Source organism: Pantoea sp. YR525, from assembly GCF_900116775.1.
Lineage (GTDB): Bacteria > Pseudomonadota > Gammaproteobacteria > Enterobacterales > Enterobacteriaceae > Pantoea > Pantoea symbiotica.
In genome coordinates this window covers 237098-252194 of the sequence record NZ_FPBU01000009.1, presented here as the reverse complement: position 1 = coordinate 252194, position 15097 = coordinate 237098, and the positions used below count along the sequence as shown (strand labels likewise).

17 protein-coding genes are annotated in these 15097 nt (G+C 54.5%); 11 read left to right on the top strand and 6 right to left on the bottom strand.

Translation table 11 applies throughout. The features are described 5' to 3' along the window. Positions 1-35: 35 nt before the first annotated feature. Complete coding sequence (locus BM323_RS19325; protein ID WP_008105297.1) at positions 36-1508, bottom strand: sensor histidine kinase; 1473 nt, start codon at positions 1506-1508, stop codon at positions 36-38. 10 nt (positions 1509-1518) lie between these two features. Then, positions 1519-2229 carry a response regulator transcription factor gene (locus tag BM323_RS19320; RefSeq protein ID WP_008105296.1) on the bottom strand — a complete coding sequence of 237 codons (711 nt, stop codon included), beginning with the start codon at positions 2227-2229 and terminating at the stop codon, positions 1519-1521. Positions 2230-2551: 322 nt separating this feature from the next. Here BM323_RS19320 and BM323_RS19315 point away from each other — a divergent pair, with 322 nt between their 5' ends. The 10 genes from BM323_RS19315 (at position 2552) to BM323_RS19270 (ending at position 11754) form a co-directional block, all read left to right on the top strand. Next, the gene (locus BM323_RS19315) at positions 2552-3157 is read left to right on the top strand and encodes a cytochrome b/b6 domain-containing protein (RefSeq protein WP_091004243.1); all 606 of its coding nucleotides are present in this window, start codon (positions 2552-2554) and stop codon (positions 3155-3157) included. 10 nt (positions 3158-3167) lie between these two features. Beyond that, positions 3168-3956 carry a molybdopterin-dependent oxidoreductase gene (locus tag BM323_RS19310; RefSeq protein ID WP_008105294.1) on the top strand — a complete coding sequence of 263 codons (789 nt, stop codon included), beginning with the start codon at positions 3168-3170 and terminating at the stop codon, positions 3954-3956. A gap of 66 nt (positions 3957-4022) precedes the next feature. Further along, on the top strand, positions 4023-4337 hold the full coding sequence (locus BM323_RS19305) for a hypothetical protein (RefSeq protein ID WP_091004240.1): 315 nt from the start codon (positions 4023-4025) through the stop codon (positions 4335-4337). A gap of 150 nt (positions 4338-4487) precedes the next feature. Beyond that, positions 4488-5297 carry a sugar-phosphatase gene (yidA, locus tag BM323_RS19300; protein ID WP_008105292.1) on the top strand — a complete coding sequence of 270 codons (810 nt, stop codon included), beginning with the start codon at positions 4488-4490 and terminating at the stop codon, positions 5295-5297. Positions 5298-5557: 260 nt separating this feature from the next. Continuing rightward, positions 5558-6256 (top strand): FadR/GntR family transcriptional regulator, encoded by a 699-nt coding sequence (locus BM323_RS19295; protein WP_008105291.1) that lies wholly within the window; start codon positions 5558-5560, stop codon positions 6254-6256. Beyond that, on the top strand, positions 6253-7131 hold the full coding sequence (locus BM323_RS19290) for a 2-dehydro-3-deoxygalactonokinase (protein ID WP_008105290.1): 879 nt from the start codon (positions 6253-6255) through the stop codon (positions 7129-7131). Before BM323_RS19295 ends, BM323_RS19290 begins: the two co-directional genes overlap by 4 nt. After that, positions 7115-7732: a 2-dehydro-3-deoxy-6-phosphogalactonate aldolase gene (locus BM323_RS19285; RefSeq protein ID WP_008105289.1), complete on the top strand. Its 618-nt coding sequence runs from the start codon at positions 7115-7117 to the stop codon at positions 7730-7732. Before BM323_RS19290 ends, BM323_RS19285 begins: the two co-directional genes overlap by 17 nt. Continuing rightward, positions 7729-8877 (top strand): galactonate dehydratase, encoded by a 1149-nt coding sequence (dgoD, locus tag BM323_RS19280; RefSeq protein ID WP_007893527.1) that lies wholly within the window; start codon positions 7729-7731, stop codon positions 8875-8877. Before BM323_RS19285 ends, dgoD begins: the two co-directional genes overlap by 4 nt. 193 nt (positions 8878-9070) lie before the next feature. Beyond that, positions 9071-10363 carry an MFS transporter gene (locus BM323_RS19275; protein WP_008105288.1) on the top strand — a complete coding sequence of 431 codons (1293 nt, stop codon included), beginning with the start codon at positions 9071-9073 and terminating at the stop codon, positions 10361-10363. A gap of 128 nt (positions 10364-10491) precedes the next feature. Next, on the top strand, positions 10492-11754 hold the full coding sequence (locus BM323_RS19270; protein WP_008105287.1) for a DUF3748 domain-containing protein: 1263 nt from the start codon (positions 10492-10494) through the stop codon (positions 11752-11754). Here BM323_RS19270 and BM323_RS19265 read toward each other — a convergent pair. Continuing rightward, a complete protein-coding gene (locus tag BM323_RS19265; RefSeq protein WP_036648562.1) occupies positions 11732-12091 on the bottom strand; it encodes a YceK/YidQ family lipoprotein in 360 nt (119 codons plus the stop codon). The two genes, BM323_RS19270 and BM323_RS19265, sit on opposite strands and share 23 nt — an antisense overlap. A gap of 286 nt (positions 12092-12377) precedes the next feature. On the opposite strand from BM323_RS19265, the gene ibpA reads away from it, so the two are divergent. Next, positions 12378-12791: a small heat shock chaperone IbpA gene (gene ibpA, locus BM323_RS19260; protein ID WP_008105285.1), complete on the top strand. Its 414-nt coding sequence runs from the start codon at positions 12378-12380 to the stop codon at positions 12789-12791. A 47-nt stretch (positions 12792-12838) separates the two neighbouring features. Here ibpA and BM323_RS19255 read toward each other — a convergent pair whose 3' ends face one another. From BM323_RS19255 to BM323_RS19245, 3 genes are read right to left on the bottom strand one after another with little or no spacing between them, the layout of a single operon-like run. Further along, a complete protein-coding gene (locus BM323_RS19255) occupies positions 12839-13744 on the bottom strand; it encodes an O-acetylserine/cysteine exporter (RefSeq protein WP_008105284.1) in 906 nt (301 codons plus the stop codon). Between the two features lie 21 nt (positions 13745-13765). Continuing rightward, positions 13766-14266 carry a YbaK/EbsC family protein gene (locus BM323_RS19250; RefSeq protein WP_008105283.1) on the bottom strand — a complete coding sequence of 167 codons (501 nt, stop codon included), beginning with the start codon at positions 14264-14266 and terminating at the stop codon, positions 13766-13768. Between the two features lie 27 nt (positions 14267-14293). Then, positions 14294-15094 (bottom strand): 2OG-Fe(II)-dependent halogenase WelO5 family protein, encoded by an 801-nt coding sequence (locus tag BM323_RS19245; protein ID WP_008105282.1) that lies wholly within the window; start codon positions 15092-15094, stop codon positions 14294-14296. Positions 15095-15097 lie beyond the last annotated feature (3 nt).

Sequence of the window (15097 nt, the reverse complement as noted above, 5' to 3'; positions counted from 1 at the left end):
TAAAAACCCTTCCCTGGTGGAAGGGTTTTTTGTTTTCAGCGCGGAACGGAGAAACGGAAGCAAGCGCCCGATGTGTGATCATCCAGACGGATATCACGCTCATGCAGTTGCAGGATGCGGCGCACCACCATCAACCCCAAACCCCCGCTGTTTTTACGCGTGCTGGCATGCGTTAACGCAGATGGACGTTCAAACAGCGTGGCGCGTAAATTATCAGGAATGCCCGGCCCGGAATCTTTCAGGCTCACTTCTACCTCACGATCGGCGCTGCGTAACGTCACCTCAATGGTGCCGGCTTCCGGCGTATGCTTGATCGCATTATCAAACAGGTTGGTCAGCACGCGATCGATCATCGAAACATCGGCATTCACCTGTGGCAGCTGCTCTGGCATATCCACCACAAAGCGGATATTGCGCGTGCTGGCCATTAACTCAAACTTCTGTACCACATCGTAAGTCAGTTCCGAGAGGCTAAACATCTCTCGATTAGGCTTGATCACGCCATATTCCAGCTGTGCCAGCTCAAATAGCTGCTGCGCCAGCATGCTAACTTTCTGGCTTTGCGACAGCGCGATGTGCAGATAACGCTGACTCTCGGCCGATTTCAGGCTGTCCGATTTATACAGCAGGGTTTCGAGGTAGCCATGCAAAGTGGTGAGCGGCGTACGCAGATCGTGCGAGATATTGGCAACAAAATCGCGGCGCAGCTGGTCCTGATAAGCCAGCTTTTCCCACTGAAAAGCGACGCGTCGCGCCATGCCGACAAAGGCACCTTGCAACAAACTCACTTCATCTTTTTCATGAGGTTTTGGCAGCGGGAGATCAGCCAGTTGTTTTATCTCGGTCATGTCTTCACGGTTGAGTTGGCGAACGCGCTGCGTTAACTGACGCATAGGCCGCGTGATCAAACTAAACGCCACCGCGCCCGCCGTCAGGCCAAATAACACCACCAGTAAAGATGACCAGAAAGACGTGCGCATCAGAATATCAATCTGTGCTTCCTGCGCCAGCTGGTGATAATTCTCGCCCTGCAATATCACATACAGATAGCCCACCGTTTGACCATTACGCGCCAGCGGTGCCACGCTAAATACTTTATTTTCCTGCAGATTACGCGGATCATCACCGTATACCGGCGATGTCGCGCCATTCAGTTGCGCCTGTATGGGCTTCAGGCTGACATGGGTGCGTTTGATATGGCCTGGCGGCGCCGCATCGGCGAGAATGTTGCCCTGCAAGTCCAGCAAATAGACTTCCACGCTGGGATTGAGCACCATCAAATCGCTAAACAGTGCCTTCATTAGCGGCAAGTTAACGCCTTTTTCACCAATCATATTGGGATTGAGGCTGGCGATGCTACGCGCCAATCCATCGGACAAACGCTGCACCACTGCGCTACCATATTGTGCGTTAATACGAATCTGCATCCAACCTGACAGCAGTGTGCAAAGTAACAGCAAAGAAGCGAAAACCAGCGCCAGGCGTTGGCTGAGTGTCAGGCGTTTCATTATTATTAACCTAATTCGCAGGTAGCGAGAATTTGTAGCCTTTTCCCCACACCGTAAGGATGTAGTGCGGTTCAGCAGGATTATCTTCAATTTTTAACCGCAAGCGGTTGATGTGTGTATTCACGGTGTGTTCATAACCATCGTGTTGATAGCCCCAAACCTGATTAAGCAGGTTGAGGCGGGAGAACACTTTTCCCGGATGTTTGGCGAAATGATAGAGCAGATCGAATTCCCGAGGCGTTAAGGTGATTGGCTTACTGTCCAGCCAGACTTCACGTGCCACCGGATCAATCATTAATGCGCCCAGCTGTAAGGTGCCGGCCTCCATGCGTGAATTTAAGTTCATCGCTTCCTGACGCCGAAATAGCGCTTTAAGTCGCGCCACCAATTCCAGCACCGAAAAAGGCTTCGGCAGATAATCATCTGCACCCAACTCAAGACCCAACACGCGATGCACTTCACTGGAGCGTGCGCTGATCATAATGATCGGCGTATAGCGCTTCATGGCGCGTGCCCGGCGACAGATTTCCAGCCCATCTATACCGGGCAACATCAGATCGAGAATTAAGGCGTCCCAATGCTGAGATTCCAGAAGCTTAACGGCGAGATTTCCGTCTGCGGCATGTGTTACATCATAACCTTCATCCTGAAAGTTTAAGCGCAGAACGTCGGCAATCCCGCTGTCATCTTCGACGATAAGTACTTTTTTTGCGTCAGACATCATCCCTTCCTGCTTCGCTAATTTAATCAATATTACCGCTTAAAACCCCTCAGAGTTTTCACATTTTGTTTAACTCGACGTGAGGCTTTGGTGAACAACAATTGGACACAATAGCATCCAGACATGAGTGATTGAGGTCAGACATGGATGGAAATTATTGCGTCTGCACCGGGGAAAGTGGCTGACGTTATCAAGTCAAATGGAAGGTAAACAGAGAATGAGCTCATGCGTCTATTGAGACATTTCTTGTCATACGGCTCGGCGGAATGACGGCAGAATGCGGCCTGAATTTATTGCTGGGACCGGTTAAATGGAGATGCAGATGGATGATAAATCAAAATGTTCAGCCGTGATCCATCCGTGGTGGTTACGCGTTTGTCACTGGATGAATGCTGCGGCCATTGTGATTATGACGCTGAGCGGATGGCGCATTTACAACGCTTCTCCACTCTTTGATTTTCGCTTTCCCGGTGAGATTACTCTCGGCGGTTGGTTGGGTGGTGCGTTGCAATGGCACTTCGCCGCGATGTGGATTTTCGCCGCTAATGGTGTGGTTTATCTGGCGATGAACCTGTTTACCGGTCGCTTCGGTAAGAAGTTTCTGCCGCTGAGTTTGCGCGGATTCTTACATGATGCACTCAGCGCGCTGAAAGGCAAATTAGCCCATGCAGATTTACGTCAATACAACAACGTACAGCGCGCCGCTTATCTGTTTGTGATGGTGGTTTGCCTGCTGCTGGTGCTGTCTGGCTTAGTGCTGTGGAAATCGGTGCAGTTTGGACTGTTACGAGACCTGCTGGGTGGTTATGAAGCGGCACGTTACATCCATTTTTATGCCATGTCAGCGTTGGTGGGATTTGTCGCGGTACATATTGTGATGGTGGCGCTGGTACCAAAAACGCTGCTCGCAATGTTGCGCGGACGCTAAGGAGAGCGAAATGAAAAAAATTGATGTTGATCTTTCGCCCAGCGATGCAGATGCCTTGGTCAAAGAGGCGCAGCAGTTACTGGCACGCAAACTGGATTCATCCTCACGTCGTCGCTTTTTACGTCAGGGCTTAACGCTCGGCGGCGTAGTGATGTTAACCGGCTGCGATCTCACTGATAAACCGGACGTTGATAGCGTGCTGAATAAATTTTCCCGCTTCAACGATCGTGTGCAGAGCTGGCTGTTTAATCCGGCCAATCTGTCACCGGAATACAGCGCCGACCGTATCTCGCAATCTTTTCCGTTTAACGCGTTTTACGGTGAGGAAGATATCCCGCAGATCAATGGCGACCAGTGGCGCCTGGAGATTGCCGGGCTGGTGAATGATAAGCGTAGCTGGTCGCTGCCTGAGCTCTACAACATGCAGCAGGTTGATCAGATAACGCGCCATATCTGCGTTGAAGGTTGGAGTGAAATTGGTCGCTGGGGCGGCGTGCGTTTTGCTGATTTTCTGAAGCTGATTGGCGCCGATACCACAGCCAAATACGTCAGCTTCAAGTGTGCGGATGATTATTACACCAGCATCGATATGGCATCGGCGCTGCATCCGCAAACCATCATGGCGCTGAGCTGGGATGGACGAATTCTACCGCCTGAATATGGTTATCCGATGAAGATCCGTATTCCCACCAAACTGGGATACAAAAATCCGAAGCATATTCAGGTGATAGAAATAACCAATCGTTATACCGGTGGTTACTGGGAAGACGAGGGCTACAACTGGTTCGGCGGAAGCTGATCCCTTAACTCGGTGCCATATTGCGCCAACACCTTTTATAAACCCTAGAAAGTAAGGAAACACCCGATGAAAAACGTAATCGTAGCAACCTTTATCGCTTCAATGATGACCATGTCTGTGGCTTACGCTGCTGATACCATGGGCAAAGACGCCATGAAAAAAGACGAAATGGGCATGAAGAAAGATGCCATGCACAAAGACGCGATGGGCATGAAAAAAGATGCCATGAAGAAAGACGAAATGGGCATGAAGAAAGATGCCATGAAGAAAGACGAAATGGGCATGAAGAAAGATGCCATGAAGAAAGACGAAATGGGCATGAAAAAAGATGCCATGAAGAAAGAAGAAATGGGCATGAAAAAAGACGCCATGAGCCACTAAGATCATCCTCTTACTCCATGTATGTCGGGCCATCACTTTCGTGATGGCCTTTTTCTTTACGGGGAAAAAATCTGAAGTCGGGTGCGAAACTGGTCAATGTGAGCTGAATCGCGCTAGCATTGATCAAAACCCTGACTCAACGAGGACGTTATGGCTATAAAACTGGTTGCAATCGATATGGACGGCACGCTGCTCAATCCGCAGCACGAGATCACGCCTGCAGTTAAATCGGCCATTGAGCGCGCACATAAAAAAGGTGTGATGGTGGTGCTCACCACCGGCCGTCCGTTCGTCGGCATTCAGCGCTATCTGATGGAGCTGAATCTGGTTGATGAAGGCCAATATTGCATCAGCTACAACGGTGCGCTGGTGCATCGCGCTAATGATGGCGAGTGCGTCGCGGAAATCACGCTGGGTTTTGATGACTATTTATATATCGAACAGCTGGCGCGCGACCTTGGCGTCCACTTCCAGGCCTTCGACAAATCCTTCCTCTATACGCCGAACAAAGACATCAGCGAATTCACCATCCACGAAGCGAGCCTGACCGGCATTCCGGTGCGCTATCGTTCCGTGGAAGAGATGGATCGCGCCACGCGTTTCCCTAAGCTGATGATGATCGATAAGCCCGATCTGCTGGATTCTGCCATACAGCGCTTGCCGCAGCAGGCACGCGACAACTACACCATTCTCAAAAGCGCGCCTTACTACCTCGAAATCCTCGATTCCCGCGTGAATAAAGGTCAAGGCGTGAAAATGCTGGCTGAGAAGCTCGGCCTGGCGCGCGAAGAAGTGATGGCAATTGGCGATCAGGAAAATGATCTGGCGATGATTGAGTATGCAGGAACCGGCGTAGCAATGGGCAATGCTATTGATTCGGTGAAGAAAATCGCACAGTTCATTACCAAAACCAATATGGAAGACGGCGTAGCGCACGCCATTGAAGAGCTGGTGCTGTAAACCCTTCTTATTCCTCCTCACGTTTTGATTGGGTCACCATAAATGGCGACCCTACAAACCTCACCAAGCCATCGTAGGGTCGCCATTCATGGCGACCTTATTACATCATCGCACATGCATTGTCTATTTTGTGATCCATATTGTAGTACAACTTAACTTAATGGTACTACAATCGGCGGCGCAGGTCAGGGCGGCGGTTAGGCTTCGCTACGCGAAAGCAGTAATCTGATGCGTAACTGCCTTTCATTGAATGGAACATCATGACACAAGAACAATTAAGCAAAACAGAGCGCATCATCCTGACGCTGGGTGAAGAAATTGTGGCCGGCAAATTTGTACCGGGCGCGGCGTTACCCGCCGAAGCTGAGCTGTGTGAGCGCTTCGGCACCTCGCGCAACATCATCCGCGAAGTATTTCGCTCGCTGATGGCGAAACGTTTGATGGAGATGAAGCGCTATCGCGGCGCGTTCGTCACGCCGCGCAATCACTGGAACTATCTCGATAGCGACGTATTGCAGTGGGCGCTGGCGCACGATCAGGACCCGCGTCTGATTGCCGCCATGAACGAAGTACGTGTGCTGGTCGAGCCGCAGATTGCGCGCTGGTCAGCCGAACGCGCCACCTCAAGCGATCTGGCTGCGATTGAACTGGCATACAACGAGATGGTGGCTAACCACCTCAATCGTGATGCCTTTAATGAAGCGGATATCCGCTATCACGAAGCGGTGCTGAATTCGGTACACAATCCGGTGTTGCAGCAGCTCAACGTGGCGATCAGCCAGCTGCAAAAAGCGGTGTTCGCGCAAACCTACATGGCGGACGAAGGCAACATGCCGCGCACGCTCGCCGAACACAAAGCACTGTTCGATGCCATTCGTCATCAGGATGGCGATGCTGCTGAGCAGGCGGCGAAAGCGATGATTGCCAGCTCAACGGCGCGACTCAAGGAGATTATGTGACCAGCTATATCGCGATTGATTGGGGCTCAACCAACCTGCGCGCCTGGCATTATCAAACCGGCGTTTGCATCGATGAGCGTCGTTCAGAAGCCGGCGTCACGCGCCTGGGCGATCGTACGCCAGCGGAAGTGTTTACCAGCATCACTGCCGGTTGGCCAGTCAACGACGTGCCGGTGGTGATGGCGGGCATGGTGGGCAGCAATGCCGGCTGGCTGTCGGTGCCGTATCTCTCCTGTCCGGTGGCGCTGGGCGAAATCGCTAGCCGCCTGACGCGCGTTGAGGATAAAGCGTGGATCGTGCCGGGATTGAGTGTCGAACGTGCCGACAACTGCAACGTTATGCGCGGTGAAGAGACGCAGCTGCTTGGCGCGGTGGAACTGCAACCTGCGCCGCTCTACGTGATGCCAGGCACGCACGCCAAATGGGTGCAGATGGAACAGGATCGCGTGCTGGATTTCCGCACCGTGATGACCGGTGAACTGCATCATCTGCTGCTGAAACAGTCGCTGATTGGCGCGGGTTTACCCGAGCAGCAAGAGAACGCGGCGGCTTTCCGCGAAGGTGTGCAGGTGGGAAGCAACGATGCCTCAATTCTTTCGCGCCTGTTTGAAGTGCGCGCTTCACACGTGCTCGGCGCCCGCGATCGCCGCCATATCAGTGACTTTCTTTCAGGCTTGCTGATTGGTCACGAAGTGGCGCTGATGACGCAACAGGCCAACGCCACCAGCCAACCGATCACCATTATTGCCGGTAGCGCGCTGGCGCAACGTTATCAGCAGGCGCTGCAGTTTATCGGCATGGATTCAGTCACGCTGGAAGGCGATCGTGCTTTCCAGCACGGAATAAGGAGTATTGCAAATGTCCTGGCAAACTAAAGTCCCGCTGATCGCCATTTTGCGCGGCATCACGCCGGATGAAGCCGAAGCGCACGTCGGCGCACTGATTGAAGCGGGTTTCGATGCGATTGAAATCCCGCTCAACTCGCCGGAGTGGGCGAAAAGCATCGGCGCGATGGTGAAGACCTTCGGCGATAAAGCGCTGATTGGCGCCGGTACGGTGCTGAATCCGGCGCAGGTCGATGAGCTGGCAACGCTGAACAGCAAATTAGTCGTCACGCCAAACACCGATGTTGCGGTAATCCGTCAGGCGGTCGCCAAAGGGATGATCGTCGCCGCCGGTTGCGCCACTGCGACCGAAGCGTTCACCGCCTTACAGGCCGGTGCGCAGGCGCTGAAAATTTTTCCGTCGTCAGCCTTTGGGCCGGGCTACATCAAAGCGCTGAAAGCGGTGCTGCCGCCGGAAGTGCCGGTGTTTGCCGTAGGCGGCGTGACGCCGGAAAACCTGCATGAATTTATGGCCGCAGGCTGCATTGGCGCGGGTCTGGGCAGCGATCTCTATCGCGCCGGTCAACCGCTGTCGCGCACTGTGGAACAGGCTCGCGCATTTATTGCTGCATATAAGGACGCTGTACGATGAAAATTACCAAACTGACCACTTATCGCCTGCCGCCGCGCTGGATGTTCCTGAAAATCGAAACTGACGAAGGCATCGTTGGCTGGGGCGAACCGGTGATTGAAGGCCGCGCGCGCAGCGTAGAAGCGGCGGTGCATGAGTTGTCGGAATACCTGATTGGTCAGGATCCGGCGCGCATCAACGATTTATGGCAGGTGATGTATCGCGGTGGCTTCTATCGCGGCGGCCCGATTCTGATGAGCGCCATCGCCGGTATCGATCAGGCATTGTGGGATATCAAAGGCAAAGCGCTCGGCGTGCCGGTATATCAACTGCTTGGCGGTTTAGTGCGCGACAGCATCAAAGCTTACAGCTGGGTGGGCGGCGATCGTCCCGCAGATGTGATTGATGGCATCAAGAAACTGCGCACCATCGGTTTTGATACCTTCAAACTCAACGGCTGCGAAGAGATGGGCATTATCGATAACGCGCGCAAAGTCGATGACGCGGTGAATACCGTGGCGCAGATCCGTGAAGCCTTTGGCAAAGAGATTGAGTTTGGCCTCGATTTCCACGGCCGCGTTAGCGCGCCAATGGCAAAAGTGCTGATCAAAGAGCTGGAACCCTATCGCCCGCTGTTTATCGAAGAGCCAGTGCTGGCGGAGCAGGCGGAATATTATCCGCGTCTGGCAGCGCAAACTCACATTCCCATCGCCGCTGGCGAACGCATGTTCTCGCGCTTTGAGTTCAAACGCGTGCTGGAAGCGGGTGGCCTGGCAATTCTGCAACCGGATCTGTCACACGCGGGCGGCATCACCGAGTGCTACAAAATTGCTGCGATGGCCGAATCTTACGATGTGGCGCTGGCTCCACACTGTCCGCTGGGCCCAATCGCGCTGGCCGCGTGCCTGCACGTTGACTTCGTCTCACGCAATGCGGTGTTCCAGGAGCAGAGCATGGGGATTCACTATAATCAGGGCGCCGAACTGCTTGATTACGTGATCAATAAAGACGATTTTAAAATGGATGACGGTCATTTCTATCCGTTAAATAAACCGGGCCTCGGCGTGGAAATTAACGAAGAACTGGTGATCGAACGCAGTAAAAATGCTCCCGACTGGCGTAATCCCTTATGGAGATTCCCGGATGGTTCTGTCGCCGAGTGGTAATTAATACGTATTAAATTTTATTAAATCTCGATAATTATATGCCGGTGAAATAGGGCATAGGGCCTCGCTCAGCCTGTTTCCCGGCACAGCTTATTTACCGCTGACGCGGTTTTACCTTTGATATCGCTACCCTACATTTGCCGGGGCGTGCTCTGTCGCGCCTAAACGGCAAAAACGATTACGGAGAAACACCATGGATCTCTCTGCTGTTCAGGCCAAACCGACGCGCCGTCGTTATATCACGCTGCTGATGATATTTATTACGGTGGTCATTTGTTATGTCGACCGCGCTAATTTAGCCGTTGCGTCCGCGCATATTCAGGAAGAGTTCGGTATTACCAAAGCGCAAATGGGTTATGTATTTTCCGCCTTTGCCTGGTTATATACGCTGTGCCAAATTCCCGGCGGCTGGTTCCTCGATCGCGTGGGTTCACGCTTAACCTATTTTATTGCCATCTTTGGCTGGTCGGTTGCGACCTTATTACAGGGTTTCGCCAGCGGATTATTATCGTTAATTGGTCTGCGTGCGATTACCGGCATATTTGAAGCGCCGGCTTTCCCCACCAATAATCGCCTGGTAACCAGCTGGTTCCCCGAGCAGGAGCGCGCTTCCGCCGTCGGCTTCTACACGTCCGGACAGTTTGTCGGCCTGGCGTTCCTCACGCCACTGCTGATCTGGATTCAGGAACTGCTGAGCTGGCATTGGGTGTTCATTATTACCGGCGGCATTGGCATCATCTGGTCGTTTATCTGGATCAAGTTCTATCAGGCGCCGAGCCAGAGCAAAGGCATTAATAAAGCCGAGCTGGAATACATCCGTGAAGGCGGCGCGATGGTGGATGGCGATGCGCCGAGCGAAAAGAAAACCCGCACCAAACTCACCGCCGCCGACTGGAAACTGGTGTTCCACCGCAAGCTGTGCGGCGTCTATCTCGGTCAGTTCGCCGTGACATCCACGCTGTGGTTCTTCCTGACCTGGTTCCCGAACTATCTGACGCAGGAAAAACACATCGCGGCGCTCACCGCGGGCTTTATGACTACCGTGCCATTCCTCGCGGCATTCTTTGGTGTGATTCTGTCAGGCATCGTCGCCGATCGTCTGGTGCGCAGCGGCCGTTCGCTCGGCTTTGCGCGCAAAACGCCGATCATCTGCGGTCTGCTGATCTCCACCTGCATCATGGGCGCGAACTACACCAATGACCCCATCTGGATTATGACGCTGATGGCGATCGCCTTCTTCGGCAACGGCTTCGCCTCAATTACCTGGTCGCTGGTCTCATCGCTGGCACCGGTGCGCCTGATTGGTTTGACCGGCGGCATGTTCAACTTTGTTGGCGGCCTGGGCGGCATCACCGTGCCGCTGGTGGTGGGCTATCTGGCGCAGGATTACGGCTTTGCGCCGGCGCTGGTGTATATCTCGGCGGTGGCGCTGATCGGTGCACTGTCTTACATCCTGTTAGTCGGTGATGTAAAACGCGTAGGTTAATCAGCCCGTAGGGTCGCCATTCATGGCGACCTTGCCGATAACAGCACGATAACCGCAACCCGGTTTATTCGCATCGCCCCGCCAAATCACGTAATTTATCCGGCAACTGTTAGATGGAAGGTTGCCTCATGTCAGAACAACAAATCACCTTTGCCGCGCGTCATCATCAACTCACCAACATCAACGTCTGGACCGGCGACAGCCAGTGGCTGGCATTTGATGTGCGACCTTCCGGCGCCTCTTTTACCAGCCTGACCATCGAGCGCGTCAACGTGGCAAGCGGTGCTGTTGAGGTGCTGTATCAGGCGCGTGATGGTGCACACGTTGGCGTGGTGACCGTCAGTCCGGATCTGCCATCGCGTTACGTCTGTATTCATGGCCCGGAACATCCGGACGCGCAATGGCGCTACGATTTTCATCACCGACGTGGCGTGATCGTGCAGCAAGGCATCGCTGAGAACCTCGACGCCTGCGATATCACCGCGCCTTACACGCCCGGCGCGCTGCGCGGTGGCTCGCATGTCCACGTCTTCAGCCCGGACGGTTCGCGCCTGAGTTTTACCTACAACGATCATGTGATGCATGAAAAAGATGCCGGCGATGACCTGCGCAACGTCGGCGTGGCCGTGCCGCTTCATCCGGTGTGTCCGCCCAAACAGCATCCGCGTGAATATGAGGGCAGCCATTATTGCGTGTTGGTCAGCCAGACGCAGCGCGATCCACAGCCGGGCAGCGACCAGATCGACCGCGCCTATGAAGAGTGCTGGATCGGGAATCAAGGCTATCAGAAAGCGGATGGCAGTTGGCAGCGCTGGGCCATCGCCTTTATCGGCGATACGCGTGCGGCTAACGGCGACAAAGTGCCGGAAGTATTCGTGGTGGATCTGCCCGCCGCGTTAGCCGATTACGCCAAAGCTGGCGCATCGCCCTTGCAGGGCACGGCGGATAAATTGCCTGCGCCGCCAGCTGGCGTGCAGCAGCGCCGCATCACGCACACCAACGGCCTGGCACTGCAGCCGCGTCACTGGCTGCGCGCCTCAGCGGATGGCAGCGCCATCGCCTTTTTGCTGGCGGACGATCAGGGCGTGATTCAGCTGTGGACGGTTTCACCCAATGGCGGTCAGCCGCGTCAGGTGACGCAGTTAGCGAGCAGCATTCAGTCGGCGTTTAGCTGGCATCCACAAGGCGGCGCGATAAGCTTTATCTGTGATAACAGTGTGATGCGCTGTGAGATGGCGACGGGGAAATGTACGCGCTTAACGCCACGTAGCGATCGGGCGCCATCCGGTGATGCGGTGGTTTGGTCACCGGATGGGGAAAAGATCGCTTATATGCGGGAAGTAGACGGCTGGAGGCAGCTGTTTTGCGTTAGTGCGGCTGCGCGGGCATAGCAGCTGCAGTCGCCAGGCTGGATTGCGTGCCAGCCATTTTCTCGCTCTGCATCACGCGCTCGTGGATGGAATCCTTACTTTTATCGTCGTCAGAACGGAAATAATCCCACGGCAGCAGCACGGTATCCATCACCGCTGAGAACGGGAGATCGATCAGCGCCAGCGGCTTGATCGCCCAGCTGGTGTTGTCGTCGGCGATCATCTCTGCGCTGGCGCGCGTGCCGGGATAATAGCCCTGGCTGGCACCGGTGTGAGACATAACGCTGGAGCAACCTGAGGTAACGAAGGTACTGCAAACCAGCACAGCTGTGAGCGGAAAGCGTTTCATCATATTCATCATCATCATCCCTTCAGTCATGGCATGGCCCTGGCTGGAGTGTGTCACCTGACGTTAAGCAAAGCTCTATGGCCGCGTCTTGATTCTCAGGCGAATCGTCCCCTGAGTGTATGTCATATCGTCAGAATTGCTGTAAAAAAATACGCATCAGCCCTTGAAAGCGACCAGGCTGCACCCACTTTTAAGGAACGGTCTTGTTGCTGTTGCCGGAAGGGACAACAACGGACTGCACAACCTGTCCATGGTGGAAGGTTGCCTAAACTTGCTGAATATCAGGAGTCTTATTATGCGTAATTTTGATCTCTCTCCACTTTATCGTTCTGCCATTGGTTTTGATCGCCTGTTTAACCTGCTTGAGTCCAACCAAAACCAGGCCAATGGTGGCTATCCTCCGTATAACGTTGAGCTGGTGGATGAGAATTTCTACCGTATCACCATCGCCGTGGCGGGCTTTGCCCAGAGCGAGTTAGATATCACCTCGCATGACAACGTGCTGGTGGTGCGCGGCGCGCATCCTGAAGAGCAGCCGGAGCGTAAGTACCTGTATCAGGGCATCGCCGAGCGCAACTTCGAGCGCAAATTCCAGCTGGCCGATCACATCACGGTGCGCGATGCGCGTCTGGAAAATGGTCTGCTGAGCATCGATTTAGTACGCATCGTCCCGGAAGAGGCGAAACCGCGTCGTATCGAAATCCTGTAATCAGGATCTGAGTTGAAAAAAACGCCGCTGAAAAGCGGCGTTTTTGTTTAGGTGCGCACCAATAATCGCTGACTGACCATGCCGCCAAACACGTTCACCAGCAGGCCAAGGATGATCACTGAAACCCCGATCATCTGCTGAATCGACAAGGTTTCACCGAGAATCAGCGCCGCGCTGAGAATTCCCACCACCGGCACCAGCAGCGACAACGGAGCCACGCGCCAGGTTTCATAGCGACTCAGTAAGTTACCCCAAATCGCGTAGCCGACAATGGTGGCGATAAAGGCGAGATAGATCAGCGCCAACACCGTTTGCAGCGAGATGTGCAGCAGGCTGGTCACAATCGCCGCCTTGCCATCGAAAAGCCACGAGCAGGCAAAAAACGGCACTATCGGCACCAGCGCACTCCACACCACCAGCGACATCACCGGCACTTTGCGGTTACGCAAAATGATTTTGTTGGTGATATTGCCGAGCCCCCACGACAGCGCCGCAGCCAGCGTCAGCATCATGGTGGTGAGCGTAATGCCCGCGGTGGTTTGGCCTTCCATGCCTGCGGTCGCCAGCATAAACATGCCTAGCGTCGCCACTAAAATGCCGGCGATGTGATTCCAGCGCAGCTTCTCCGCCAGGAACAGCGCGCCCAACAGCAAGGTGAAAAAGGCCTGCGCCTGTAACACCAGCGACGCTAATCCTGCGGGCATACCCAGCTTGATGGCAAGGAACAGAAAGGCGAACTGGCCAAAGCTGATGGTCATGCCATAGACGATCAGCCAGCGCAGCGGAATCGCCGGACGTTTCACAAACAAGATCGCCGGAAATGCCACCAGGCTAAAACGCAATCCCGCCAGCAAGAAGGGCGGCATGTCCTGCAGGCCCAGCTTAATCACCACAAAATTCACGCCCCACGCCACCACAACCAGCAGGGCTAACAACATATCTTTAACTGACATACTCATTCCTTCCTGCCGTAATCAGGCAGTTGCCGTTACCGGTGTCGCGATCTCGGCACAACATTCTTCACCGACAATCTTAAAGAAATCATCCACCTGTAAAGCAATGGAGCGATCCAGTGCGCCCGCGTTGAACCACAGCGTGCCGACGTCGCGCAGGCGCGCATCGACGCGCAGCGCCAGCCGGTCATCAAAACTAAACGGCGGCACCGCGCCCATTACGCACTGAGTTAACTCCTGCGCTTTCTCTGGCGGCGCAAAGCTCGACTTCTTGCCGCCAATGGCGCGAGCGGCGCTCTTGAAGTTGATCTTGCAGTCGCCCGGCACAATCGCCAGCAGATAGCGCGCATCTGCGCCATCCGGCATCGTCACTTCCAGCACCATCGCTTTGGCCGCCTGATTAAGATCGTTACCGCGAATCTCGCTAATCAGGTCGGTCTGGCCGATGGCTTCATGCTCCACCACGCGATAACGCGCCTGATGCTGATCCAGCAGGGCCGCTACTTTTTCATAGGTATTCATGCTCGTCTCCTCGTCAAAAACCTGGCATTAACTCCAGGCGATGGCGTGTTTCATTTTTTTGTCGGTCAGGCCAAAGAAGAAGCCCATGGTGATGCGCGTGTCGCCTTCCACGCGATCAATTTCGTGATAAAACGCAGGGTTAAACAGATAGATATCGCCACTGCGCGGTGAGAACTCGCACACCTCGCTGTGTTCGATGACGCCGGTTTGATAACCGAGCTCGCCCGGCGTTTTGTAGTACTCATCCACCGGCTGCCACTTCTTATTGAAGATGCGCAGCTCGCCGCCGGCGTTGCACTCCTGCAAACAGACCACGCAGCTGAGTTGATGCAGGATGTGGGTCACCGCCAATCCGCTGCCAGCGGCATCGCGCACGATGTTGTCGTTATGCAGGGGATTGGCGACGCCGTTTGCGTGGAAGCGCACAATCGAACCGGCGTAATCGCCCAGTTCAGGTTCGTTAGCGGTTTGCAGGCTTTCCAGGCGCAGCGCGTGCTTCACCCAGTTGTAGATCTGATCGCGCAGGCAGTGCAGCGACGGCGGTAGCGCGGGCTGGATATCGCGCAGTTCGGTGAAGTAGTTTTCCGGGGCTGCGGTGTGCTTCGCCAGATAAGGGCCAAGTGTGGTCAGCGCGCCGTTCGGATAGTGCGATACGCGCACCTGTTCGCGACACTGCTGCAAATCATCTACCACCGCTGCGCGCACCTCCGGCGTGAGGAAGTTACGTAACACCAGCAACGGCACGCGCGCGGTGACGATGTCATCCAGCCAGGTGCTTTCCACAAACATGTTCGGATGAATAACGCGGATCTGATTAAAAATCGCCATGTT